The sequence below is a fragment of the Paenibacillus sp. JT22N1 genome (genome assembly GCF_059692155.1).
Map to the genome: position 1 here is coordinate 479006 of NZ_JCAUAW010000003.1, position 25495 is coordinate 504500.

The following is a 25495-nucleotide window of genomic DNA, read 5'->3' on the forward strand; positions in this document are numbered from 1 at the left end:
CTAAACATGTCATATGCTCCGTATCTATCCCCTTTTACATCTCCAACAATTTCGCCCCATCAAAGAAATACAAGAACTTCCCATTTACAGGACGCTTCCAAATATGTTCCACAGCCCGTGTATACAGTGATATTTGCTTCTCATAACGCACCATAAGTTCCGCATCACTGCTTCCCTTTACCGCATCCGTTTTATAATCAACCAACACGAGTCCAAGCTCGTCTTCGAATAAACAATCGATAACCCCTTGAATTAACACCGTCTCACCTACCGTGGAACGGTCTGTTCCAATGTAAACCTCATCCGCAGGCAGTCCATAGCTAAATGGCACCTCACGCTGCACGTTCTCAGCTTGTACCATCCGTTTGCCAACTTCTGTTTCGAAAAACTTCAATACAACTGGAATATCTACAACATCACACTGCTCCTGCGTTAGCGTTTGTTTGTTCAACATCTCTTCAAGAGTTGCCTGTATGCTTGATTCTGTCGGCGATTCCTTCAATGAAAGATTTTGCATAACTGCATGAACAACGGTCCCTTTTTCAGCTGCAGTTAGCTTTTTCTCTTCCATGAATCGAGGCCTGCGCCATACCGCAGTCTTTGGCTTCACTTGAGATTCATCCAAAACAGCAGTCTCTCCTCCAGATGGGAATTCCATTTCTCCAGCTAGGCGATTCCGTTCAGACAAACGCTTCATTTCCGACACAGTGGTCTTAGCAAAATGCTTTGGCGCATCCGGGTATTCGTATGTCCAAGAAAGCCGATCCTCCAACCAATTCTTCCATCTGCCCACTGTAGGCACAGAATGACTATGATGAACAGCTGACATTCGGTCTGCGTCGGGTAACACACTCTCAGCTTCCAACGTTTCTTCCATTTGCAAGCTCTCAGGCTGGATAACCGTCAACTTCCACTGTGAAGGATCTTGCAGCAGACGAACACCTGCGGATGCCTCACTAATGCCTAGGCGCTCTCTCCACAGAGCCGCATCTGGATGACGAAGCAGGGCAGGTCCGACCCAATCGAGATAGCTCCTCGCTTTAGCCAGTTCAAAATCCGGCAAATACCAGTCTGTCCTAGACAGATGACGCCCCCACCCGCGCAGCAGCTTATCAAGTGATTTCACTGTGCCTAGTAAATACAGCTTTTCTCTCGCCCTTGTGAGAGCCACATATAAGACGCGCATTTCCTCTGCAAGCAGCTCCAGCTTCATTCTTCTTTTGATAGCTAAGGAAGGCAGTGTTGGATAGCTTACACGCAAATTCGTATCCACAAAACGAGGTCCAAAGCCGAGTTCTTTATGCAGTAAAAAAGCATCATTCAAATCCCGCTGATTGAACATTTTGGCCATTCCTGCCACGAATACAACAGGGAACTCAAGCCCTTTACTTTTATGAATGGACATGATGCGAACCACATCTTCTTGTTCACCGAGCGCACGTGCAGTGCCTAAATCTCCGCCACTCTCTTTCATTCGTTCGATAAAACGCAGGAAGCGGAATAATCCACGTAGGGATGTGCTTTCGTATTGTCTTGCACGATCGTATAGTGCTCTTAAATTAGCTTGTCTTTGCAAGCCACCCGGCAATCCGCCGGCGAAATCGTAATAGCCTGTTTGTCTATAGATGCTCCAAATTAAATCAGCAAGGGAGCCTTGTCTTGCGTCATTCCGCCAATTTTCCAGAAGCACAAGAAAATGGTTCAGCTTTTTTAATAGAGCTTCGTTATCATCTGACTCTGCACTTTTAACTACCTGTAAGACAGACTCGTAAAAAGGCACTGATTTATCCGCGACCCTGATTTGTGCTAAATCCTCAGCGGTTAGCTGCACAACCGGTGAACGCAGTACGGCTGCTAATGGCACATCTTGATACGGATTGTCGATGACTTTCAACAAGGAAAGCATCACTTCTACTTCCGTTGCAGAAAAATATCCCGTGCTCAGTTCCGCATAGGCCGGTATGCCTTGTTTTTTGAGTTCTTCAATGATGACAGGAGACCATGCCTGCGTCGCCCGCAGCAAAATCACGATATCGCGATAGGTCGCAGGGCGATCACCACCGGTTCTTTTATCAAAAACCTGAAAAGTTTCCTGTCCCCCTGCACCCAGCAATCCTCGAATTTGGCGGGCAATCGTGCGCGCCTCGAGCTGAGCCGTTTCCAGCTCTTGCGCTTCTATTACGGGATCAGAGGCCCCCTCGGCCCCTTCTCCAAAAGCTTCTGACTCTTGATCATCGGCATCTTCAGTGAACGATTCACTTTTGTCTGGCACTTCCGTCCCACGATCGACAATCAGCATTTCTACTGAACAATCGGAAGCAGATGCCGGATAGCCCGCTCCGTATACAAGCTCTGCGCGCTCATCATAGGCGATTTCACCAACAGTTTCGTTCATCATTTGTTTAAAAAGAAAATTGACCGCATCGACAACCTGAATGCGACTGCGGAAATTACGAGCCAAATCGATTCTTCCACCTTCGGAAGACGTTTCTGGCGATTCATCCTTATTGGAACGGTACGCCTTATATTTCTCCAGGAAGAGACCTGGCTCAGCAAGACGGAACCGATATATACTCTGTTTCACGTCGCCTACCATAAACCGATTACCAGGCTTCGTATTCGAGATTAGTTCAACAATAGCTTCCTGTACGCGGTTCGTATCCTGATACTCATCCAGAAGCACTTCCACAAATTGTCTGCGATAAGCTTGAGCAGCCTCGGATGGAATCAGTTCCCCGGGGATTGAGCCCTCTGCGCTAAGAATTTGTAAACAATAGTGCTCCAAATCGGCAAAATCGATCAAACCCTTAGCCTGCTTGGCTTCTTGATACCGCCCGCCGAAATCAACAACCAGATCCACTAACGTATGAAGCAAAGGAGCCATTTCGGCAATTTCCTGATGGAATTGTTCCGGTGTACGTCCGAACAGCTCTTCTTTCATTTTGTTAATTTGCTCTTTGGCTTTATTGCGTAGTTCTTTGACTTCTTCCTGCAGCTCTTTATCATAGTCATCGCCCTTGCATGCTTTGAGCTTTCCAAACTCGACCGTCTGGAAACCAAGATACAAGACAGACCACGGATAGGTGGTCGTTTCACGCAAATTGTTTACGAGCAGCAAATCTTCTCGCAGATTGTCCAAATACGGGGTCGGACCGCCAGGCGATTCAGCGATTTGCTGTGCTTGCCGCAGCAGATCAGCGGCTCCTTCCAGCTCTAATGATAGGTCGCGGATCAGACTCTGCTCCCAGATCGAAAAGTCCGGTGACGCAGTCGCAGCGGCAACGTAAGGCAGTGCCTCCTGCATAACGGAGGCCGCCTCATCCGGCACCTCCTGCGGTGCCTGCGGCGCTGGTCCAAACATCGAAGCCGTCGCCCTGAGCCAGTACTCCGGCCACGGATGACTGCGCGACACATCATACAGCTTCTGAATAAGCTGCATGATCGCGTCGTCGTTACGCTCGCCGCTGAACGAATCGACCAGCCGCCAGAAGGCGCTGTTCTCTCCGCTCACGGCGTAGTATTGCTCAAGCATTTCGCCTAACAGGTCTTCGCGAAGCAGGTCTGCCTCCGTTTCGTTTGCGATACGGAAGCCAGGGTCTAACCTAATGAGGCTGAAGTAACGTTGAACGACTTCCAGACAGAAGGAATGCAGCGTAGTAATCGATGCGCGTCCCATCAGAGCGAGCTGCTTGCGCAAATGCTGCGAATGCGGCTGCTTCATCAACTCTTTTTCCAGTGCTTCACGAATGCGATGCTTCATCTCGGATGCCGCTGCCTTGGTAAACGTAGCGACCAGCAAGCGGTCAACATCAATCGGCTCCCACTCATTGGATATCCGGCGTATAATCCGCTCGACGAGTACGGCGGTTTTACCTGAACCAGCAGCAGCGGCAACCAGCATATTTTGACCCTTGAGTGTAATCGCATCCCATTGATCATCCGTCCATGTACTGCCGGGAGGCTTAGGCTGTTGTTGTTTATTCACGTATGTACGCTCCTTTCTGCCTTTATGATTGGCTCACGTTTTGCTCCAGATCGGACCAGAGCTGATCTTTGCCCCGTTGTTTGAGCTGGTGAACCTCATTGCCTTCAAATAACGGATCAAATTGACAAATCGATTTATACGAACAATGCAGACAGGCTGTTTTTTTACCCAAACGGTACGGAGCAATATCCACATGTCCATCTGTGATACCCGTTCCGATCTGTTTGACCTGTTTCCGCACATATTTACGAAGTGTATCCCACTGTTCATCCGTTGCTACTGAAGAGGTTGAATAGAAGCTGCCGTCCTTCTTCAAGGCAACTGGGATAAGCTGAGAGTGACCGGCACTCTTCACCAGCTCATCGTCCATCATACCGGCTACTTCCGCATCGGCGGTGATTAAGCCTTTCATTTTATAACGTTTACGCAGCTCCTTCTCCACTTCAGAGGGATCGAGCGCATTTTTTTGCTGGAGCATCGGATTGTGCACATGAAAATAAAGCACGCCTGCCGGCCTCGCTGCAATGCCCAGCCACTGCTCCGCGTGAGTAATAATGACGTCCAAATACGTCAGCATCTGCAGGGATAAACCGTAATACACTTCAGATAACTGTAAGGAGGTTTGACTCGATTTATAGTCAATCACGCGCAAAAGAACGCCTTGTTCGCCATCCGCTCGATCCACTCTATCGATTCGACCGATAATTTCCATGGTGCAGCCATTATCCAACTCAAAGGTCAGTGACGGCAATTCTTTGCCAGGTCCAAAATCGATCTCCAGCCCCAGTGGCTGGAACTGTCCATGCTTGGCATGCTCACCGAGCACAACTGCTGCTCTGCCTACAACCTGCTTCAATTTCCTTGCTATGTAAGCATAACGGCTTGAACTTAACAGAATTTCTCCCTGTAGCCTTGGCGCGAGCTCGTCTACGACCTGAGCGGAGCGCTCCATGCATTGCTCAGCTGTAAGCGAGCCCCAGTCGAGCTGATCCTGCTGGAGCTTTTGGACAAACTGATTTAGCGCTGCGTGGAACAATTGCCCAATGTCCGGAGCATCTAGTCGGTAAACCCGTCTTTCCAGCAGTCTTAAGCCATGGGACACGAAATGCGAGAAAGGACAAGCCACATACTTCTCCATTCTCGATACACTCGCACGTAAATTTTGCCCATATAAAAGCTTGCTTGTCTTCGAACTGAGGCCATTCTCTTTATTCGTATATTGCAGTGCTTGAACTAACGATTGCAACTTCATCTGCCACACCGGCTGCTCGGCATACCAATTGTACGTTTCCCACCAAAGGTCAGCCATTCGTCCACCTAGCATCCAATGCTTCATACGGACCGCCAAATAGGAGATGGCTTGAATGGGATGTGAAATATAAGCCGCCTGTTCGCCTTCCGGCGTTTCAGCTGCTGGTTCAGCAAGTAAAAGCGGGGCTTCTGTCCCTGGAAAAAGCTGGCGCATCTGCTTGATTAACTCCGAAGGCAGAAGTGATTTCCCTTCCTCATCGGCAAGCGGATAGCTCATCCAAAGCCTTTTACCTGGCACGGTTAGCGACGTATACACAATAAACTGCTCGTCCAGCAGCTTGCGACGACTGCCATCCGCCATTGGCAAGCCTGACTCTGTCAGCACACTTCTTTCCGCTTCCGTAAGGACACCTTTTTCATCCATTTGCGCAGGGATAACCCCATCGTTGACGCCCAAAATGTAAGCATACCGAATCCCGCTGGAACGTGTCCGATCCATGCTTCCAATCAATAGCTGATCCATCGAAGGAGGCACTAAGCCTAGCTTCATACTCTCCATACCGGTCTCAATAAGTCCGTTAAAAAGCTCCAGACTCAGGTCGTCTTCCCCCATTGTCTCCACCAATTGATCCAGCATATCCATGACGCTATCCCACATTTGGCCATGTTCTCGCGCTTTTTCTGGCTTTCCATCTTGGATCGCTTGCCCACTCCAGGACTCTAATTTTTCAGGAGCCTGAACAGTGACCAGAAGCTCATATAACGCTTCAACCTGATCTTTAACCGAGCTTGCTTGCTGTAAACGTTTCGAAAAGGCAAGGAGCGGCCTTACAACCCATGCTTTGCTCGTATTTAAGGATTGCATCTCTGCCGTTTGTTCCTGTCCACCATCGTCCGCTTGCTCCAGATTAGCTCGAAATTTAAAGGTCCATGGCTTACCATCCGTCCATCTGTACCCTTGAATGCCGAACGCAAGTACATAATTCTCTAATTTATCCAGCTCCGTCCGCTGGGAAGCTGCTTCCATTGGCAGCAGCAGATCCGTTTTGACACACCGAAATACGGCATCGTAATGCCAATTGTGCTGCACAACTTCCAAGGCTGAACGAATGAATTCAACGAGTGGATGATGAAGAACTGACCGCTTTTGGTCAAAAAAGTGAGGAATGTCATAATCGGTCAAAACCGCTTTTAACAAATCCTGATAGCCATCCATGTTCCGTACCATGACCGCAATTTCCCGCCATCGGACTCCTTGTTCACGAACCAGCAGCAGCATATCCCTCACGGCACCCTCAACCTCAGCACGGCGATGGACAGCCTCCCTAATAACAAGCTGGTCGCTTAATCTCTCGTTTGGCGCAGGCTTATATTGCCCAGCACCGCCACCTATACGTCGATCGAACTTCCGCTCTAAATAGCCTAAAGCCGGACTATCTTCATAGCGCGGCGAAATTTCAGGAGCCAAGAGATGAACTTCAGCTGCCGGTAAACCAAGCTTCCATATAAGTTCTTGCATCCGTACCATCGTCGTCGCAGTAGGGTGAAACAAATCCAGCTCATCGGGCGTATCCCCGGCCTGCAGCTCACGATCAAGACAAAGTGTAACCGTCACCTGTTTGCATGCAGCGAAAAGCGCGCCAAGCACCGCAAACTCTTGCGGCGTGAAGCCGTGAAAACCATCAATCCATACCGATGCCGACCGCAAATAAGCGGAATTCGGTATTTGCTCCGCCAGCAGTGTTAAATAATCCTCGCCGTCCAAATATTGACGGGAAAGCTCAGATTCAAATTGCCGATAGACCAGCCCTATATCATGCATTTTATCACGAAGAAGACCGCTCTCTCCGAGCGTGATCACACGTCTATTCTCGTGTTCTTCCAGCTGCTTAGCGGTTACACAATACCGTTTCATTTCTGTGAAAAGCTGATTTAGCCGGTCGACAAACCCCATTTGCTCTGCCGAATGGCCGAATAAGTGAAGCTCATCTTTATATTTATGTAAAATGCTGGTTAACAGCAACTTCTTGCCTGTATCATCAATGGGCAGCCTCGCTGTGCCGCCTTCTTCTTGCATGACACGCCATGCCAAACGGTGAAAACTTAACACCTGAGCGCGGATCATTCCACGAATGCTAGGATCAGAGACTAGCGCATGCTCCGCCTGAAACGTAGCTTGCTCAGGAACGAGTAAAATAAGCGGATGACCTTCCGGCTCTGCCGCCAAATGCTGCTTCATCTCTGTAAGGCAGCGTTCGCTTTTGCCACTTCCGGCTCTGCCGATTACGAATCGAATGGACATAAACAGGGCCTCCTTAAAGCTTTCTTTGGAAAGCTTGCTTCGTTAGCATATACTTTGTTCTCATATCTCTCCTATTCTATCATACTTTTGGTAGAAAAGAGGTGTGGGAGATGATGGGCTTTCGCTAGAACAAATAAGCTGTTCCCTCGCCATTAGGGCCGAGAGATCAGCTTATATGTCTTATATGATTTTTTTCTAATCTATACTGCTGACTGCTATTTTGTACTTTTCATACCACTTTTCCCATTCGTCTTTTGGAAAGTCCATGAAGTGTCCATCCAATAAAGCGTACATCATATCGAGGCAAATGTGCCATCCTGATAAATCTTTGGGTGTATGATCGGTTATTGCGCTAATAAACTCATTTAATACGAGTAAACAGCCTTCCGGCTTTGGGTATAATTCGAAGCGAACACGATCATTACCCCACTCGAATTCCAGGACGGAGTATGGCTGGAAATCTGTAATTTTCATATCGATAAATGTCCCTGATTCGTCCTTCATATCGAATTTGATATTTCCCCCGATGCGAAGATCCTCAACTTGGAGATTAGACATCCATCTGGCAAGCTTATCATTCTCCGTTAAAGCAGCCCAGACTTTTTCAACGGAATGTTTCAACGGACGATCGAAGCGAGCGATATAGTCACCCTCAACTTTTTGTATGGAAGCTAACATATTCTTTATCCCTCCTCATCTAAAAACTGTTCAAGTGCATCCAGCCTGTACGATCAAAGTTGACGATAAGGATGGGCTCTTATGGCTGTTGCAAGGCAATAGGCATCTTACCGATATAGACGGATTGCGGCCGAAAAATGCGATTACAGCTTGCTTGTTCTAGCAAATGAGCCGTCCATCCGACCATACGGCTAGCTGTAAAGCTAGGAGTAAATAAAGATTTCGGCAAAGCAATAGCCCGCATAACGGCTGCTGCATAAAACTCCACATTCACATACAATTTCCGGCCAGGTTTATAGACAGCCAACAAATCCACGGCCAACTTTTCAACGTGAATAGCAAGTTCGAACCATGGGTCCTCTGAAGCTAATTCCGTCATGATTTGCCTTAGTGCTTCCGCTCGAGGATCGCTCGTTTTATAAATTCGATGTCCAAAACCCATCAGTCGATTGCCCGATTCCAGCTGTTCAATCAACCATGCTTCCGCACGATCTTTGGTTCCTATTTCATCCAGCATATGAAGGACTTCAGATGGTGCTCCACCATGAAGAGGCCCTTTCATCGCGCCAATCGATGCGCAAAGAGCTGAAGCAATATCAGACTGTGTAGACAGCACAACACGTCCAGCAAACGTAGAAGCATTCATCCCATGTTCCATTGCTAATACGAAATAAGCCGTTAACACCTTCACATGTACAGGCTGTGGTACTGTACCAGTCAGCATGTACAAATAATTGGCTACATGATCCAACTCTGGATTAGGTTCAATGGGCTGAAGTCCCAATGACTGCCGATATTTATAAGCAATAATGGTTGGCAGCAAAGCTGTATACGCCAAGACTGATTCATATTGGGGAGGCCAAGCAGCTTCCTTTACGGACTCTGTTCCTAGGAACGAGATCGCTGTACGCAGCACACTCATCATATCGCATTCCAATGGCAGCAAATTTATGGCCGCTTTTAATGTTTCGGACAAACTCCGATGCGCCGACCATTGGGCTCTGAAATTGACAAGTATCTCCTCTGTAGGCAGCTCACCGTGCCAGAGTAAATAAGCCACTTCTTCGAAACTCTTATTCAAGGCTAACTTCTTAGCCTCATAGCCGCGATATACTAGATATCCTTTCTCCCCATCCACCAAAGACAATTCTGTTTCTGCAGCAATAATGCCTTCTAAACCAGTAACGGATGCCATACTATCATCTTCCTTTCGATGAGAAGTGAAATCGTTCTACCCTCATCTTAGTCGGTAATGACAGTTTCATCCAATTGGAGTTTTCTTTCATCTCGATAAATAAAATTCAATAAAATAAATGTATAGATCATATAAATTTATCAATATGACTGTATTTATGAAATTACTATTCTTCTTCGTAAATCATTTTAACGCTCATCCCACCATCGATAGTTAGATTCTGTCCAGTGATGAATCCAGCCTTTGCACTGGATAAGTAAAGACAAGCAGCGGCGATATCCTCAGGCTTCCCGACCCGGCCTACTGGGTGTTGCTTTCGATCTGTTTCCGAATGGACAACGATTTCCTTCCGAGAAGAGAGCTGCCATTCTCTTACCTCGATCCAGCCTGGAGATATCGAATTTACACGTATACCATAACCCCCTAAACTAACGGCCATTGCATGTGTTAGTGCTGCAATACCGCCTTTGGAAGCGGAATATGCCTCCGTATTCGGTTCTGACATGAAAGCCCTTGTAGACGCCATGTTAATGATAGAACCACCCTTACCACTTTGCTTCATAATTCGAGCAGCTGCTTGCGAACAGAGAAAAGCCCCGCTTAGATTAACGGAAATAACACGTTGAAACTGCTCTGCCGTGAGCTCTAATACATCTGCATTATGCATAATCCCTGCATTATTGACTAGAACATCAAGTCCGCCTAAATCGGTGGCCGTGAGTTCAATCCATTGTCGGACTTCCTCTTCGTTGGACACGTCCAACTTCAGGAACATCGCATCATCCGTGTATGGGCGTAGGAGCTCAATTGTTTCCAAGCCAGCATCCTTATCGACATCAGCAATAGAGATACCATATCCTTCTTGGGCGAAAGCCAGAGCAATGGCACGCCCTATGCCTTGACCTCCTCCGGTAATCGCAGCAATTTTCCTCATACAGCACCTTACCTCTAGTAGGTTATTAATTCTATTTCCATTTCTTTACCATGCCCACAAAATCGGATAACATTATTACCCAGCCAACCTTTTTGAAGACTGAGACCTGATAATGCCTCTTAATAGGGCCCCCGAATATGATCTTTCACCTTATCTTGATAAAAGCTTTGGATACGTTCTAGCTCCTCTGGTGTGAACGAAGGAACATGAACCGTACCGAGGTTATCCTCTACCTGACGTTCATTTTTAAACCCTGGAATTACGCAAGTAATGTTCGGATTATCCAGAATCCAGCGCATTGAAGCTCGGGCCATATTTCCACGGCCTTCCGCAATCCATGTCAGCTCCCTGGACAGCTCGACACCTTTATTGAAGGGCAATCCTGCGAACGTTTCACCTACGTTGAACTGGGCTCCGTCTGCATTGAAGTTCCGATGGTCATCCGCAGCAAATGTGCTGGTTTCTGTAAATTTTCCGGTCAGTAGTCCGCTTGCTAACGGTAATCTTACGAGGATCCCTACACCCGCAGCTTTCGCTTGTGGAAATAATTCTTCGGCTGGTTTTTGGCGGAACAGGTTGTAAATGACTTGAAGCGCCTTCACACCAGGAATGCCGATAGAGAACAAGCCTTCCTCAACCGTCTCTACGCTCACCCCATAATGGCGGATTTTGCCTTCTGTTTTTAGCTTGTCCAGTACCTCAAATACATGACCATCCTTCAAGATGGAAAGCGGCGGGCAGTGAATTTGATACAGATCGATTCTTTCACGTTTCAATCTTTTCAAGCTGCTCTCACAATACTGACGCACTGACTCCTCAGAATACGTACTAAGATCGTGAATATCGCCTGCGCGGCAAAACTTCGTTGCAACGTGAATTTTATCTTCTTTTCCTTTGGTGGCTTTAGCTAAAAGCTCTTCCGCGTGGCCACTGCCGTAAACATCAGCCGTATCAAAAAAGTTTACCCCCGCGTCCATTGCATGATGTAGACCTTTCAGTGCCTCATCATCATTTGAGTGTCCCCATCCGCCCCCAATTCCCCATGTACCGAAGCTAACTTCACTAACTTGAAGCTCTGTGTCTCCCAGTTGACGATATCTCATACGCCACTCCTCCTTCGTGTTATAACTCACATTTGTGTGATGATTACTCGACATATCTAATCTGTTTCCTTTGGTTGATAGCTGACAAATGCCAGCTGCTTGCTGTCGGGCGACCAAGAATTGACGTTGATTGTACCCTGTCCCCCGAATAGCTTAACCAGTGTACGAAATTCACCGCCAGCACTAGACATCAATCGAAGTTCTACATTCTTATTCGCTGGATGGTCTCCAGGGCCGACATCATCCTTGTTATAGGAAATAAAGGCTACAGTTTCTCCATTGGGAGAGATATGCGGGAACCAGCTGTTACTTTCATCAAACGTCATTTGTGTCTGTTCACTGCCGTCGGCATTCATTCGCCATACCTGCATAAGGCCTGTACGGACCGAGTTGAACCAAATGTACTTCCCGTCAGGAGAGTATTCGGGACCGTCATCTAGACCCGGAAAATCAGTCAGCTTCGTTTCAACGCCCCCGCTCACAGGGATGGTGTAGATATCATACTGGCCGTTCCTCTCGGCACAATAAGCTAATGTGCTGCCGTCTGGCGACCAGCCATGCAGATAGCTGGGTGCCATTGGTGTGATGAGGACTGGATTGCCGCCCTTTAAGGGCAAAACATAAATGCGCGAATGACCATCCTCCTGAGTATGGTGACTTACCGCGATTTGAGTATTATCAGGTGACAGCACATGGTCATTGTTACATTGTGTGGCATATCCCGTATCGATAAATGTACTTTTTAGCGTGGCAATGTCGAAGGAATAGAGGCGGCCTAAGCTGTTATAAATGAGCCGCTTACCGTCAACCGTCCAGTTAGGCGCTTCAATCAGATCGTCGAATTGGGCCAAAACCTTTCGTTCACCGGTCTGAATATCCACGGTTTCAAGGGTACTAATCACATTTCGACCTACGATCACTTGAGGTTGCTTTAAAGTATTCATTTGTTGTTTGCTCCTTTGCCATTTCAATGTTTGAAGCGGAATCTTACTCTGAGGAGATCATAAATTTACATTTGGTATGTAAGTATTCAAGTGTTTCTTTTGTTTTACCTTCTTTCCATCCTTTACAAATTTGGTTATAGACAAAAAGGCCTTAACCTGAAAGGGTTAGGCACTTTTGCTGCAATGATGTATTTCATCGTTAGATTCAAGTTGAGGTAGCATTGCGATTGCTGCATCGATGTTTTACATCGTTAGGAGGAGATTGGGCGAATAACTGTTCATAAAAGATTGATGGAACGATGTTTTACATTGTTGCAAGGGAGCTCAATCATCGTATTAATGCTGTAACGATACTTTTCATCATTGCGTCACAGGTCGGCAAACTCTGCGTGTACTGCCTATCTCTCAGACATCCTCGACTACTTTTTGGACAGCCACCACTTAATAAAGGGGATGTCCGTTTTTTCTACTTACTCCGTACCTCAAAGATAGCAAACTTCAAGTAATGTCCCTCATCTACACCGAGGATGCGAGGATGGTCCATACCCGCTTCACGGAACTCTATTAAACGCAGAATTTTACCTGCATCAGTCGCCGCCGCGTGAATGGTCTCTAGGAATAACTCAGGGTGCATGTGATACGAACAACTCGCTGTTACCAAGTAGCCACCTTCGTTAACAAGCTTCATGCCGTGCAAGTTAATATCCTTATAGCCGCGGCAGGCGCCTTCCACGGCGCTTTTGGTTTTAGCGAAAGCAGGAGGATCAAGGATGACCACATCCCAAGTTCGTCCACCTTCTGCAACCGGCTTCGAAGTATCCACTTTAGCTTTACCGGTGCCTGCATTGGCACGAACCTTCCGTTCATCCAACCCTTTGACTTGTGTACGCAAGTATTCGAAAGCATCCGCAACCACAAACTCTACCCGTTCTTCAAAACCGTTTAACGCAACGTTCGTACGCGCACTTTCAATCGCATGCTCCGAAATATCGAGGCAGGTTACTTTTTTCGCACCGAATTTACAGGCATTTAGCGTGAAGCTGCCTGTATGGGAGAAACATTCGAGCACCGACGCGCCATCCCAATATGGAAAGGAAACGACTTTGCCATTCGCATTCACAGGGAGTGTCTGGCTCACGCCATCCTCCTCAACCTCTTTCAGTTCAATTCCGCTGCGATGGCCCCATCCTGTCATTAGGGGAGCGATGGCTGCGCGATTCTCTCTTTGATCAAAGAAGTAGCCGGTTTTCTGACCTTCTTCAATGTCAACGCGAATGCGCAGGCCATTTTCCAAAATATCAACATGCTTGGGACACTCGCCATACAGTAAGCCCTTGGTCTGTTTCAATCCTTCCAACTCACGAATCGAAACATCACTGCGTTCAAATATGCCAGTTGGCTTCACAACCTGAACCAATGCAGCAACAATTTGTTCTCTGCAGCGATCCATTCCCATCGTGAGAATCTGTACAACCAGCGTATCCTCAAATTTATCTACGATGAGTCCCGGCAAAAAGTCGGCTTCACCATAAACCAAGCGATAAGATTGCGCATCTTTCACAAAGCGCTTGCGATGCTGTAAACAGCGCGTAAACCGCTCAACTAAAAATTCCGTTGTCATCGCTTCAAGCGGTTTATAGGATACGATCCGGACCGTAATTTGGGAAGCTTCGTTATAATAACCCGTTGCTAAGTATTGGCCGAGATGCGTTTGAACAGGAACTAGTTGTCCTGGTTCAATCTCACCATCTACACGTTCGATTTCACTTTTGAATACCCATGGGTGTCCTTGTTCCAAACGAGGTTTGCGTTTCTTATGTAAAAATACTGCTGCCATTATGCTTTTAGCCGTCCTTTTTTGTGAAACCGTTCACTCTCATCAGCTTGCTTGTCATGCTTGTCTGTACGGTCACATATATTGGTTGAAAAATGATTAGCAAGCTCGCGAAGGAGATCTGCTGCAATGATAACTACCATCGTACTGCCTGTGTTGACAGGCTTAGCTCTATTTCTGTTCGGTATGAAGCTGATGGAAACCGCGCTTCAGCGATGGGCAGGCCCCCGCCTCCAGCTGTGGCTGGAGCGGTTTACCCGCACGCCAGTACGCGGCCTCGCCACCGGCACGGTACTCACGGCGGCGCTCCAGAGCAGCACCGCCATTACCGTAATCGCCATCGGCCTTGTCGGCGCTGGCGTACTAACCTTCCCGAGAACGCTAGGCGTCATTCTCGGGACGAACATCGGCACGTGCCTCACCACCGAGCTGATCGGGCTCAGCCTCGGAGGCATCGGCGTGCCGATGCTGCTCGCCAGCGCCGCAGTCTGGCTGGCGAGCTGGCTTGCCGGCCCGCTGTCGCAGGACGGCGCCTCTGCTGCTACCGCCGCGCATCCGCTGGCGGCGACAACAGGCTCGCTCGCCAACATCGGCGGGCGCAGCTGGCTCCGCAGCGTCCGCTACGGGTCGCTTGCGGGCAGCGGCTTCTCTCTCGTGCTGCTCGGCATCGAGATCATGCAAACCATCGGGCCAGCCTTGCAGTCCCGAGGTCTCTTCGCCTGGTTCGTGCTCCAGGCGCAGCACAGTCTGCTGTGGGGCGTCATCGCCGGTGCCGCGGTCACCGCGCTTGTTCACAGCAGCGCAGCTGTCATAGCGATGGCGATGGGCCTCGCAGCCGTTCAAGGCATTCCCGTCGAGCTGGGTGTAGCGATAACAATCGGCGCTAATGTTGGCACCTGTGTGACCGCACTAATCGCCGGGATGAGCAGTTCCCGCGCCGGGCGATACGTCGCCTGGTCGCATATCCTCCTTAATGTCGGAGGCGCAGTCCTATTCTACCCCTTCATCCATCAGCTCGTAAGCCTTTCAGCTCTTCTTGCTAATGATGCTTCCGAGCAAATTGCCCGTTCCCAAACGATTTTCAATATCGTATGTTCCTTGCTCGCCTTGCCATTTTGTTATTTTAATATGTGGAAGCGTCTTGAGTTCCGCTCACAATAGCAACACCTGAGCTTGTCCCTAATCTGGTTGCCCCTGCTTCAATCATAGCAATCGCAGTTTGCAAGTCTCTAACGCCACCCGATGCTTTCACACCAATCGTATCGGATACGTTTTGGCGCATTAAACGAACATCTTCCACCGTAGCTCCGCCAGGACCAAAGCCAGTAGATGTTTTAACAAAATGAGCGCCTGCTTCTTCAGAAAGTCGGCAAGCTGCTGCTTTTTGCTCGTCATTTAGGAAACCCGTTTCCATAATTACTTTAACAATTGCTTTACCTTTAACAGCGTCCACAACTTGTTTAATATCAGAACGAACAGCGTCATGCTGACCTTCAAGCAATAAGCCAATCGGCAGGACCGTGTCAATTTCAGCAGCCCCATTCTCTACAGCCTTAGCCGCTTCAAATGCTTTCACTTCGCTCAAACTTGCGCCAAGCGGGAAGCCAACAACAGCAGCAACCTTTACACCCGTTCCTTCTAGTGCTTTACTTGCTGTTCCAACAAACTGGGAGTTTACACAAACACTAAAAAATTGATGCTTCGCAGCTTCCTCACACAATTTGTGGATCGCAGCTGTACTCGCATCTTGTTTTAATAACGTATGGTCAATGTATTTTGCAATTTCCTTCGCGCTCAAAGTACTCATTGGATGCACCTCATCTTTTTATTTTTGAAACCATTCCCAATTTAAACCCTTTAATGAGAAAACCTCTAGCGTAGTCATTCAAGATGAGCGACTACGTTTAGAGGTAGGTTTTATAGCCTTAAGAGAAACGCATTACAAATTCACGACTTTAGCCGCTTCTAAAACACGAACCAGCTGTCCCTTGCTTTCATTAACTCCGGCTTCCGTTACCTTAACGCGGCAAACTTGGCCGATCATGTCTTCGGAGCCTTGGAACACAAGCTGCACATAATTATCGGAATAACCCATGTACAATCCGCTGTCAGGAGCACCTTTGTAAGCACGTTCCGGAATGACTTCTAGGACTTCACCTACAAATTTTTGCGCATAAGCAAGCTGCATTTTCTCGGAAAGATCGATCAGCTCGTGTACGCGAGCATTTTTGATTTCCTCATCCACTTGATCTTCCATTCGTGCAGCAGGAGTACCTGTCCGTTTGGAGTAAGGGAAAACGTGCATCTCAGAAAACTTCATTTGCTCCATAAACTTGTAGCCGTCGCGGAACATTTCCTCGGTTTCACCTGGGAAACCAACAATAACGTCCGTCGTAATCGCGACATCCGGCATGATTTCATGAAGACGTTCGATCTTGCGAGCGAATTCCGCTGTTGTATATTTTCTGCGCATCCGTGCGAGAACTTGATCATCGCCAGCTTGCAGCGGGATATGCAGATGACGGCACATTTTGTCCGAGGACTTCAGAACTTCAATGACTTCATCTGTAATTTGGCTAGCTTCAATCGAGGAAATACGAATCCGTTTCAATCCTTCGACTTTGTCCAAATCCCAAAGCAGCTTCGCTAAGCTATAGTCCTCAATATCTTCGCCATATCCACCAGTGTGAATACCCGTCAATACGATTTCTTGATAACCTGCAGCCACAAGCTGTTCAGCTTGGGCTATAACGCTTTGCGGTTCACGGCTACGCATCAAACCACGTGACCATGGGATAATGCAGAAGGTGCAGAAGTTATTGCAACCTTCTTGGATTTTAAGAAACGCACGTGTGCGATCGGCAAAATCAGGCACGTCCAATTCCTCGAACTGACGTGTTTTCATGATGTTACGCACAGCATTAATCGGTTGACGATCTTGCTCAAATTGTTTCACAAGCGGAATAATTTTCTCCCGATCCTGTGTCCCGATCACCATATCCACGCCTGGAATCGCCATAATTTCTGCTGGTGACGTCTGCGCGTAACAACCAGTTACAGCAACAATCGCTTCAGGATTCCGACGAATCGCCCGACGAATCATTTGGCGGCTCTTCTTATCCCCTGTATTCGTAACGGTACATGTATTAATCACATACACATCTGCCGTATTCTCGAAATCAACCTGCTCGTAACCCTCATTTTTGAATAGCTGCCAAATGGCCTCTGTATCATAGAAATTTACTTTACAACCTAATGTATGAAACGCTACCGTTGCCATAACGCTTATCCTCCCATCTCTCCGGTTTCATAGAAAAGACACGTAAGACCTACCATTGCGGCAGTCTCCGTGCGTAAAATGCGTGCACCCAGCGATACGGAAGCGAAGCCAGCCTCTTCAGCCTGCTTAATTTCCTGTTCCGTAAAACCACCTTCAGGGCCAACCGCAATCAGCACTTGTTTCCCTGGTCCCAACTTACCGGCCGCTTGCGCTTCCTGAATAGCAGGCTTTAATTGCTGACCATCTTCCTTCTCGTAGCAAATCCAAGCGACATCCGCTTCCTTCGCACGCTGCAGCAGCTGCTTCCAAGAATAAACGGATTCTACATGCGGCACACGATTTCGGTGAGCTTGTTCCGCCGCTTCCTTGGCAATCTTCTGCCAACGTTCGGTGCGTTTTGCTTCTTTCTTTGCATCGTACTGCACAATCGTTCGTTCTGATAAAAAAGGAAGAAACCGGGCTGCCCCGATCTCGGTCCCTTTTTGAATAATGAGTTCCATCTTATCGCCTTTGGGCAAGCTCTGTGCAATCCATACCTGAACAGCCGCTTCAGCGTCCATAGGCAGCTCTTCCACGATTTCCGCGGTCACACGGCCTTTATCCAGCTCCGAAATACGAGCGAGCACTTCACGGTCTACGCCATTGCTGCAAATGATCTTGTCACCAATGTCTGCTCGCATGACTCGCTGTAGATGATGTGCGTCGTCTCCCTCTATGGTGACTGTTTGTGTAGCTTCGTGAAACTGCTCAGGCGGGAGAAAATAACGCTGCATAGTCTAAGCCTCTCTATCTTCGTTCATATCGATATTGAAGTGAAACTTCCACTCACCATCATACCTTTTTTAGTCATGGAAATCTACATTGGGTTGAATTTGGAATCCTTACATCCCCAAGATCCAAGCAATCGGCGTTGATAAAATACGGACGATGTCTCCACCCAAACTTAAGTAGGGATCTAAAGTCACTTGACGTAACGGTCTTATAAATACAACTAATAGGAAAATGACCGATGCCCATTGTTCAAACTTTTGCAACGATTCCGTGTATCTCAGATCTACGAGATCCTGAATAATTCGATAACCATCGAGTGGCGGGATCGGAATTAAGTTGAACAGAAACAAAGTAATATTAATGCTTAACATCAATTGTAAAAAAAGAACAATAGCATCTCTACTACCTTTAGACATTCCTTCTAACCAACCATACTTCTGGAATAATAAAGCAACAAATATAGTGATAAAGGCAAGAATCAAGTTGCTCAGCGGTCCTGCTGCGGTCACAATGATCCCCATCAAGCGGGGATTTTTGAAATTCCCGCGGTTTACTGGTACAGGCTTCGCCCAACCAAAACCAGCAATCAACAGCATAATCGTACCAAACAAGTCCAGATGGACCATCGGGTTTAAGGAAACCCTTCCGAACTGATACGCCGTAGAGTCTCCTAGTTTATAGGCGCTATACGCGTGAGCAAATTCATGAATGGTAAAAGAAAGAACGAGGACTAGAATAACAAACGGTAATGTACTCCAGTCATAAAACAGTAATCCTCCCATGTATGGACACCTACGGCTTTCTAGCTACAATCACAACCCAATTCGAATCATAGTTTTTCTCTACGATCGTAAATTTGGCTGCAATTAGTGCTTTTTCGACATCTGCTTCTTTGTTTGTAATAATCCCCGACGTAATATAGTAACCACCTTGCTGCAAGACTTCATACACATCATCTACGAACAGTACAATGACTTCAGCCAAAATATTCGCGACAACGAGCTGTACAGGAATTGTGACCCCAAGCTGCGCAGCGTCTTCGGTCTCGCTTTCTTTCAATACGCCGAGTAAATCACTGAGTTTTACTGTAATCTTATCTTCAAGTTGGTTCTGCTTCGTATTATCAAGGGCACTCGTTACCGCAACTGGATCCAAATCAACAGCTAGAACATGCTTTGCACCTAGCTTCGCGGCCGCAATCGATAGAATTCCGGAACCAGTTCCGACATCAATGACGTCATCACCAGGTTTTAGTACCTTCTCTAGTGTTTTCAAACAAAGAGACGTTGTCGCATGCGTACCAGTACCGAAAGCCATTCCCGGATCAAGTTCCAAGATCAATTCATCAGGCGAAGCCGTATACTCTTCCCATGTTGGTTTAATCGTCAAACGGTCGGACACGCGAATCGGTTTAAAATACTGCTTCCAAGCATGAGCCCAATCCTCATCGTCTACTTCTATTAACTCAAATGTAGGGTTTCCAGTATCGATATCAAACTCTTTAAGCTGCTCAACAGATTCCTTCAGGTTAGCCATGATAGGCTCCATATCTGTGCCATGGTAGAAGTAACCTTTAATGACGGCTCTTCCCTCTGGGATATCATTAAACGGCGTTTCGTACAACTGGCCAAACGAGGTATCTCTCTCTTTGTTTAAGGTCCCTGATTCTTCAATGGAAACGCCCCCGGCGCCTAGTTCATGAACAAAGTTCGTAATCATTTCTATTGCTTCTTCTGTCGTATGTACAGTTAATTCCTGCCAAAGCATCGGTATTGCTCCTCCTGTCGGTTATCACTTACAAATAAACCAAGCCCTAATCGGCTATTTGGGCTATTTTCACACTGATTATTGTACTACACTTCGCTTCTTGGGTAAAATGGCGCACAGCTTGTAAGCGCTCTAAAAATATTTTGCATCCTAACAACTTCCTAATACTTTCATGTTACATTGAAAAAGTGAGCAGTGCTTATCGTCTTTCTTGCTTTATACATCATTAGACTGGGGTCATCACATGTACAAAACACTATTCATCTCGCTTGTTTTCGTTGGTGCGGTACTGGCAGCACCTTTCACGACACCAACCATGCTTGCTGATAACTTTAGCCAAGTTACCGCTCACCGAGGCAGCTCAACAGCTGCACCGGAAAATACCCTTAGCTCGATCCTTCAAGCCATTTCTGACAAAGCCGGTTACGCCGAGCTTGACGTTCAAGAAACGTCTGACGGCGTCGTAATGGTCATGCACGATGACAGTGTCTTTCGCACCACAGGAATTAACAAAAATATGTGGGAAGTCACATCTTCAGAGCTTAAACAGGCTAGTGCCGGCAGCTGGTTCCATTCCAAATTTAAGAATGAACATGTTCCAACTCTCGATGAAGTGTTAGAGGTAGCCAAAGATCGCATCAAGCTGAATATTGAAATGAAAAATAACGGGCACGGTAAGCTGCTCGCTGAAAAAACAGTCGATCTTATCCAAGCACACGGCTTTGTGAAGGAATGCACGGTGACATCATTTGATGCCAAGCTACTTTATACCGTGAAAAATCTTAATCCCCAGATCAAGACTGGCCTTATCGTGGGTCAAAAAACGGAAAACATTGATACCATCATGGAGAGTTCTGATTACGATGTTATTTCTGCAGCCTATCCCCTCGTAACCGAATCATTCATGAAGCTTGCCGAGACACATCAGAAAGAAGTCTACGTATGGACGGTAAATCAACCGACTATCATGAAGCAGATGCTTGCACTCGGTGTATCCAGTATTATTACGGACCATCCAGACCAACTTGTTCAAGTCATGAGTGGGCAATAAGCACTGCCCTATATAATAAAAGCATCTGATCAATAAGGCTTTTGCCTTTTGATCAGATGCTTTTTTCAGGTTACATGGTTCCGCCTGCGCTTTGAATGACACGTACCGCCTGCTCATAAACGGCATCGTCGATGACGGCAGCTAGTATAATGTCAATTCCGGTTACACCGCCACCTCCACCGTCGCTTAAACCGCTTGCCGCTGGATCTGCTGCAATCAGAATCCCTTCATCCGGCGTAGACACATCCGCAGCCTGGGTTAACGAACCCAAGCTTCCGAAGTCCCCCGCATAGGGATTCATGACGGATTGCAATCCGCTGCCCGCATATCTGCCGAATCGATCAACCTGAACGTCAATAGCACGCAGTGCTTTCAGCTTGGAAGCTGCTCCCTCTGCTTGCTCCGGTGAATGAAAATAGGCGAGAATACTTTTCTCCGCCATTACTGTTCTTCCTGTCTGTAATCCGCCGATTGCGCTCTCTCAGCCGCTTCGAAATCATCGGCATCAGCTACTTCTGCCGCGAACTCAACATCCTCATTTTTGACAATAGGAAGATGGTTGGCATCTTGCTGCTTCTGCTTGTTGTTCTCGCTCATGTCTGAACCTCCCTGAATCGGTATAGGTAACCAATTTTATTGTCCCAAAGAGATTCATTTTTATGCAATGAAATGCTTACCTAATAAAATGAAGAGACCATGGGTGCAAAGTGCACCACAATGATCTCTTCCAAATTTGTTAATATTAACGACTCAAGAAACTGTTCAGAACAGAAGTAGATATCATCGTTTTTTCGTTCTCAATACGAGCTGCGTACGGCAATTGAACGGATTGACCATCAACAATAGCTGAAGTTTCGTTAATTTTCACTACCAGGGAATGACTGCCTTTGGTCACTGTAACGCTGCGATCCGCTTCATTCCATTTTACAGTTGCGCCGTTAGCCTCAGCCATATCACGGAGAGCAGATAGAGATTTATCAGTAGACATCCACTCGATCATTTGACCTGAAGTCGGGATTCCACTAATGTAGCCAACGCTGCCAGCACGTTTATTGTCATAGGTTTTGTTAATAACTGCATCAACTTGGCCTTTCAACGGTTCCGGCAAAATCATTTCATCTCCGGGATGCTGCATATTGCTCATGACGTAACTGAAGCCATTCAAGTTATCTACCACTTGCAGCCCTGTAGCTTCTCCACCAGCTGGAATCGAAAGAATACGAGAAAGCTTTTTCGTATCTACGTTATAAGCCCAAGTGAAGTTATTCGCATGCATGCCGCTGTCTTCGCCAATAAACAAGGTTCTTAGCTCATCTGAGTAAGACAGATTATCAGGGTTCGCAACTAGATCCTCAACTGCCGTATTGCCCTTGCTATCGGCTTTTGCCAAATCTTGACCAACAATTAGACCCTTCATCATTGAAGGAACGTATTCACTGTTAATTGGCTGCTTGCTGCGATCTACTTGTCCACCTTTCATATCCAGCTCATAAGTTACGCCAGCTTTGATTTTCTTGACTTGGATATCGTCTGTAGGATCAGCAGCTTTCGTATCTTTTTCCATGGATTTCTCAACATAAGACATTGCTACATAAACCTTATTATCCTTGGCGTTAACTGCAACGCCTTCCATTTTGTTGAATTCAGATGTCGCTCCGACAACTGCACCATAACGGCGAGACTCAAGGAAAGCAGCTGCCTTTTCCATACCCGGCTTCACTTTCAGCCATTCTACTTTGCCGCTTGGATACGATTTAATTTTTGTAAATCCTGCTGTATCTTTGTCCGCTGTTTCGAAAATATCGCTAAATTTCAAACCTTTATCTACATAACTTTTCACTTCAGCATCCGTTGCATGACCAAGCGGAATCCATTGAAGATTTGCTGCTCCACCATTCTCGTCACTTGTTTGGATCCATTTAGCAGCATACAGCGTTCCGGCAGACAGGTCTTTCGCTTTGTCCGCAACATAGAGGAACAACATCGTATTTCCACCATCATCACCGAAGAAGACAGTTTTCATGTCAGGTGCAACACGGCCAAGTTCGTGTGAGAAACGACCCATACTGTAATGCTTTACTACCGTAGTTGTGTTATCTGCAAGGACAGTAACTTCAGGAATATAACCATTTGCATAAGGGTTTCCTACTTTTTTATCGTCTTGAGAGAATGCTCTAGCAAATGAATTTACATAAGTTTGTGTAGGATCCGCTTCAAAAGCACGTGCATCTGCTTCATACTCTTCACTACTTAAGTGTGTATTCCACGGTGTTAAGGAACCGTTACATGGAATCCACAATCCGTCTACGCCACTAAAATCCACTTTTTTCAAATCTGTAGCCGCGAGCTCACCCGTTGTTTTATTTTGATCTAACGTGGTTAATGACATAGAAGCGGGAACCATACCATATGCTGACTTTCCAGCATTATTTAAAGTTATATATTCATAGTGAGTAATCAAAGAGAGGGGGTTGCCGCCTTTTGCCGTCGCCTTAGCGCCATCCACTTTAAATAAAGAGTTGGAATCCGGTGCATCGGAGACAAATGGAGTTGGGCTATTAGGTACACTCGTGTCCATAATCGGTTTACCATTCTTATCTTGAGATACGCCAGCAACTGTGCCATTAATGGATTCATCTGTTTTAAAAAGTGTTTTATAAGTTAAAGGGAACGATTTAACCGTACCATCAGTATAAGTAACTTGAACAGAAGCGCCAGAGTACATTTTCGCCATTTCTTCCGGGGTTGCTGGTGCAGCCATTCCTACGAAATCAACTGATTTTACTTTGACATCGTTAGCTGCGTAAGCCATATTAGGAAGTACACTAGGAGCTAACAGAGCAAGTCCTAAAACTGGCATTAACATTTTGCGGGATTTAAATGTATTCTTCAAAGTAATCTACCTCTTCCTATTAAAATAATTCTATTCATTAAAAGTTTACTAGTCTTTTGTAAAGGGACTATAGGATAAATTGGCGTTTTGTGTAAAATTGACGTGAATTTTTTGTAAAGCTTCATCTAACAAAACAAAAAACACTCCGTTTCATAGAGCTAGACTAAAATAAAACTTAGTCTATATCTAAAAACGAAGTGTTTTTATCTCATTAATGACTCTCGTTAATCGCCTAAGAAGGCTCTTTTCATACGCTCGAAAATGGATTGATTCTGCTCAGACGTATTTTCGCCGCTTTGTTTACCGAATTGACGGAGCAAATCCTTTTGATCTTCGCTCAGATTCGTTGGCGTCATCACGATCACTTTCACGTGTTGATCACCTTGACCGAAGCCGCGAAGGTGAGGAACGCCTTTACCTTTTAAGCGGAAATACGTATCGGTTTGCGTACCAGCAGGAATTTTGAGCTTAACCTTCTCAGTGAGCGTTGGAATCTCGATCTCATCACCTAACGCTGCCTGCATGAAGGTCAATGGAACTTCACAATAGACGTCATTGCCTTCACGTTCGAAGAATTCATGTGTTTTCACACGAATAACGACGTAAAGATCACCCGCAGGGCCTCCGCGAGTTCCGCCTTCACCTTCGCCGGAGACACGCAATTGTGCGCCATCATCGACACCAGCAGGAATCTTGATGTGGATGGTACGTTGTTTTTTCACCTTACCAGCGCCATGACACGTTCCGCATTTTTCTTTGATGATCTTCCCTTGGCCATTACATGTCGTACAGACACGACGGTTAACAATACGGCCAAACGCAGTATTCTGCACCACTTCCTGCTGCCCGCTGCCGTGACAACCGCCGCAAGTTTCTGGCTTCGTACCTGGCTTAGCACCGGATCCGTTACACGTATCACAATTTTCAGTTCGAGGAATATGGATATCGGTTTCTTTCCCAAAAATCGCTTCTTTGAACTCAATCGTCATTGTGTATTGCAAATCGTTCCCACGCTGCGGAGCATTCGGATTACGACGATTTCCACCGCCGCCACCGCCGAAGAACATATCAAAGATATCCCCAAAGCCGCCGCTGAAGTCTTGGCCGCCCATACCCTGGTTAGGATCTACATGACCAAAGCGATCATATTGGGCTTTTTTCTGATCATCGCTCAAAACATCATAAGCGTCTTTCGCTTCTTTGAATTTATCTTCCGCATCCGCGGCTTTGTTCACGTCAGGATGATACTGACGAGCCATTTTACGGTAAGCCTTCTTGATATCATCTTGCGATGCATCTTTGCCTAGCCCAAGCACCTCATAATAATCACGTTTACTCATTGTTCCACTCCCATGTTCAAGACTACAAACGGAAAGTCAAAGCCACGGAGAACCTCCTGTTGGCTTTGACTCATTCGTTGATTAATAAAATACAGGTTTAAAAATTGGCTTTCAGAACCGAGAAGATTGGACGAAAATCGGTGAAGGAGGAACGGAGCGTAGGCAAA

At 46.7% G+C, this 25495-nt stretch carries 20 protein-coding genes; 2 read left to right on the forward strand and 18 right to left on the reverse strand.

The annotated features are described in order from the left end of the window. Positions 1-34: 34 nt before the first annotated feature. The 9 genes from addA to AC58UU_RS08600 all read right to left on the reverse strand — a co-directional run bounded on the left by addA (position 35) and on the right by AC58UU_RS08600 (position 14369). A complete protein-coding gene (addA, locus tag AC58UU_RS08560) occupies positions 35-3985 on the reverse strand; it encodes a helicase-exonuclease AddAB subunit AddA (protein WP_497314675.1) in 3951 nt (1316 codons plus the stop codon). Positions 3986-4007: 22 nt separating this feature from the next. Continuing rightward, complete coding sequence (gene addB, locus AC58UU_RS08565; RefSeq protein ID WP_497314677.1) at positions 4008-7538, reverse strand: helicase-exonuclease AddAB subunit AddB; 3531 nt, start codon at positions 7536-7538, stop codon at positions 4008-4010. Between the two features lie 195 nt (positions 7539-7733). Further along, positions 7734-8216, reverse strand: coding sequence for an SRPBCC family protein (locus tag AC58UU_RS08570; RefSeq protein ID WP_497314679.1), 483 nt, complete (start codon positions 8214-8216; stop codon positions 7734-7736). Between the two features lie 79 nt (positions 8217-8295). After that, the gene (locus tag AC58UU_RS08575) at positions 8296-9411 is read right to left on the reverse strand and encodes a citrate/2-methylcitrate synthase (protein WP_497314681.1); all 1116 of its coding nucleotides are present in this window, start codon (positions 9409-9411) and stop codon (positions 8296-8298) included. Positions 9412-9577: 166 nt separating this feature from the next. Beyond that, positions 9578-10345, reverse strand: a complete 768-nt coding sequence (locus tag AC58UU_RS08580; protein WP_497314683.1) for an SDR family NAD(P)-dependent oxidoreductase — start codon at positions 10343-10345, stop codon at positions 9578-9580. A gap of 119 nt (positions 10346-10464) precedes the next feature. Then, positions 10465-11448: an aldo/keto reductase gene (locus AC58UU_RS08585; RefSeq protein WP_497314685.1), complete on the reverse strand. Its 984-nt coding sequence runs from the start codon at positions 11446-11448 to the stop codon at positions 10465-10467. 56 nt (positions 11449-11504) lie between these two features. After that, the gene (locus AC58UU_RS08590; RefSeq protein ID WP_497314687.1) at positions 11505-12392 is read right to left on the reverse strand and encodes a TolB family protein; all 888 of its coding nucleotides are present in this window, start codon (positions 12390-12392) and stop codon (positions 11505-11507) included. Positions 12393-12858: 466 nt separating this feature from the next. Next, complete coding sequence (locus AC58UU_RS08595; protein WP_497314689.1) at positions 12859-14229, reverse strand: class I SAM-dependent rRNA methyltransferase; 1371 nt, start codon at positions 14227-14229, stop codon at positions 12859-12861. Continuing rightward, positions 14229-14369, reverse strand: a complete 141-nt coding sequence (locus tag AC58UU_RS08600; protein WP_497314691.1) for a hypothetical protein — start codon at positions 14367-14369, stop codon at positions 14229-14231. Before AC58UU_RS08600 ends, AC58UU_RS08595 begins: the two co-directional genes overlap by 1 nt. Between AC58UU_RS08600 and AC58UU_RS08605 the strand changes: the two genes are divergently transcribed. Continuing rightward, entirely contained in the window at positions 14356-15387 is a 1032-nt protein-coding gene (locus AC58UU_RS08605; RefSeq protein ID WP_497314693.1) for a Na/Pi cotransporter family protein, read from the forward strand. The genes AC58UU_RS08600 and AC58UU_RS08605 overlap by 14 nt on opposite strands. On the opposite strand, the gene deoC is transcribed toward AC58UU_RS08605, so the two are convergent. From deoC to prmA, 5 genes are all read right to left on the reverse strand, one after another. Continuing rightward, entirely contained in the window at positions 15350-16033 is a 684-nt protein-coding gene (gene deoC / locus AC58UU_RS08610) for a deoxyribose-phosphate aldolase (protein ID WP_497314695.1), read from the reverse strand. The genes AC58UU_RS08605 and deoC overlap by 38 nt on opposite strands. A 132-nt stretch (positions 16034-16165) precedes the next feature. After that, positions 16166-17506, reverse strand: a complete 1341-nt coding sequence (mtaB, locus tag AC58UU_RS08615) for a tRNA (N(6)-L-threonylcarbamoyladenosine(37)-C(2))-methylthiotransferase MtaB (protein ID WP_497314697.1) — start codon at positions 17504-17506, stop codon at positions 16166-16168. Positions 17507-17511: 5 nt separating this feature from the next. After that, positions 17512-18279, reverse strand: a complete 768-nt coding sequence (locus AC58UU_RS08620) for a 16S rRNA (uracil(1498)-N(3))-methyltransferase (RefSeq protein WP_497314699.1) — start codon at positions 18277-18279, stop codon at positions 17512-17514. A 108-nt stretch (positions 18280-18387) separates the two neighbouring features. Continuing rightward, a complete protein-coding gene (locus AC58UU_RS08625) occupies positions 18388-19059 on the reverse strand; it encodes a site-2 protease family protein (RefSeq protein ID WP_497314701.1) in 672 nt (223 codons plus the stop codon). Between the two features lie 10 nt (positions 19060-19069). Continuing rightward, positions 19070-20044: a 50S ribosomal protein L11 methyltransferase gene (gene prmA / locus AC58UU_RS08630; RefSeq protein WP_497314702.1), complete on the reverse strand. Its 975-nt coding sequence runs from the start codon at positions 20042-20044 to the stop codon at positions 19070-19072. 244 nt (positions 20045-20288) lie between these two features. Between prmA and AC58UU_RS08635 the strand changes: the two genes are divergently transcribed. Further along, positions 20289-21095: a glycerophosphodiester phosphodiesterase gene (locus AC58UU_RS08635; RefSeq protein ID WP_497314703.1), complete on the forward strand. Its 807-nt coding sequence runs from the start codon at positions 20289-20291 to the stop codon at positions 21093-21095. Positions 21096-21165: 70 nt separating this feature from the next. On the opposite strand, the gene AC58UU_RS08640 is transcribed toward AC58UU_RS08635, so the two are convergent. The 4 genes from AC58UU_RS08640 to dnaJ all read right to left on the reverse strand — a co-directional run bounded on the left by AC58UU_RS08640 (position 21166) and on the right by dnaJ (position 25328). Continuing rightward, positions 21166-21537 (reverse strand): hypothetical protein, encoded by a 372-nt coding sequence (locus AC58UU_RS08640; RefSeq protein WP_497314705.1) that lies wholly within the window; start codon positions 21535-21537, stop codon positions 21166-21168. Then, on the reverse strand, positions 21537-21692 hold the full coding sequence (locus AC58UU_RS08645; protein ID WP_497314707.1) for a YfhD family protein: 156 nt from the start codon (positions 21690-21692) through the stop codon (positions 21537-21539). The genes AC58UU_RS08640 and AC58UU_RS08645 overlap by 1 nt, the downstream gene beginning before the upstream one ends. A gap of 145 nt (positions 21693-21837) precedes the next feature. Beyond that, on the reverse strand, positions 21838-23988 hold the full coding sequence (locus AC58UU_RS08650; RefSeq protein WP_497314708.1) for an alkaline phosphatase PhoX: 2151 nt from the start codon (positions 23986-23988) through the stop codon (positions 21838-21840). Positions 23989-24212: 224 nt separating this feature from the next. Continuing rightward, entirely contained in the window at positions 24213-25328 is a 1116-nt protein-coding gene (gene dnaJ, locus AC58UU_RS08655; protein WP_497314710.1) for a molecular chaperone DnaJ, read from the reverse strand. Positions 25329-25495 lie beyond the last annotated feature (167 nt).

What these genes read in the sequence shown, in the direction of transcription:
- AC58UU_RS08580 (WP_497314683.1), bottom strand. Translation starts at nt 10,345, where the DNA reads ATGAGGAAAATTGCTGCGATTACCGGAGGAGGTCAAGGCATAGGGCGT.
- AC58UU_RS08625 (WP_497314701.1), bottom strand. Translation starts at nt 19,059, where the DNA reads ATGGGAGGATTACTGTTTTATGACTGGAGTACATTACCGTTTGTTATT.
- prmA (WP_497314702.1), bottom strand. Translation starts at nt 20,044, where the DNA reads ATGCTTTGGCAGGAATTAACTGTACATACGACAGAAGAAGCAATAGAA.
- dnaJ (WP_497314710.1), bottom strand. Translation starts at nt 25,328, where the DNA reads ATGAGTAAACGTGATTATTATGAGGTGCTTGGGCTAGGCAAAGATGCA.
- AC58UU_RS08620 (WP_497314699.1), bottom strand. Translation starts at nt 18,279, where the DNA reads ATGCAGCGTTATTTTCTCCCGCCTGAGCAGTTTCACGAAGCTACACAA.
- AC58UU_RS08570 (WP_497314679.1), bottom strand. Translation starts at nt 8,216, where the DNA reads ATGTTAGCTTCCATACAAAAAGTTGAGGGTGACTATATCGCTCGCTTC.
- AC58UU_RS08635 (WP_497314703.1), top strand. Translation starts at nt 20,289, where the DNA reads ATGTACAAAACACTATTCATCTCGCTTGTTTTCGTTGGTGCGGTACTG.
- AC58UU_RS08595 (WP_497314689.1), bottom strand. Translation starts at nt 14,229, where the DNA reads ATGGCAGCAGTATTTTTACATAAGAAACGCAAACCTCGTTTGGAACAA.
- AC58UU_RS08575 (WP_497314681.1), bottom strand. Translation starts at nt 9,411, where the DNA reads ATGGCATCCGTTACTGGTTTAGAAGGCATTATTGCTGCAGAAACAGAA.
- addB (WP_497314677.1), bottom strand. Translation starts at nt 7,538, where the DNA reads ATGTCCATTCGATTCGTAATCGGCAGAGCCGGAAGTGGCAAAAGCGAA.
- AC58UU_RS08645 (WP_497314707.1), bottom strand. Translation starts at nt 21,692, where the DNA reads ATGAGCGAGAACAACAAGCAGAAGCAGCAAGATGCCAACCATCTTCCT.
- deoC (WP_497314695.1), bottom strand. Translation starts at nt 16,033, where the DNA reads ATGAGTACTTTGAGCGCGAAGGAAATTGCAAAATACATTGACCATACG.
- AC58UU_RS08640 (WP_497314705.1), bottom strand. Translation starts at nt 21,537, where the DNA reads ATGGCGGAGAAAAGTATTCTCGCCTATTTTCATTCACCGGAGCAAGCA.
- AC58UU_RS08605 (WP_497314693.1), top strand. Translation starts at nt 14,356, where the DNA reads ATGATAACTACCATCGTACTGCCTGTGTTGACAGGCTTAGCTCTATTT.
- AC58UU_RS08585 (WP_497314685.1), bottom strand. Translation starts at nt 11,448, where the DNA reads ATGAGATATCGTCAACTGGGAGACACAGAGCTTCAAGTTAGTGAAGTT.
- AC58UU_RS08590 (WP_497314687.1), bottom strand. Translation starts at nt 12,392, where the DNA reads ATGAATACTTTAAAGCAACCTCAAGTGATCGTAGGTCGAAATGTGATT.
- AC58UU_RS08600 (WP_497314691.1), bottom strand. Translation starts at nt 14,369, where the DNA reads ATGGTAGTTATCATTGCAGCAGATCTCCTTCGCGAGCTTGCTAATCAT.
- mtaB (WP_497314697.1), bottom strand. Translation starts at nt 17,506, where the DNA reads ATGGCAACGGTAGCGTTTCATACATTAGGTTGTAAAGTAAATTTCTAT.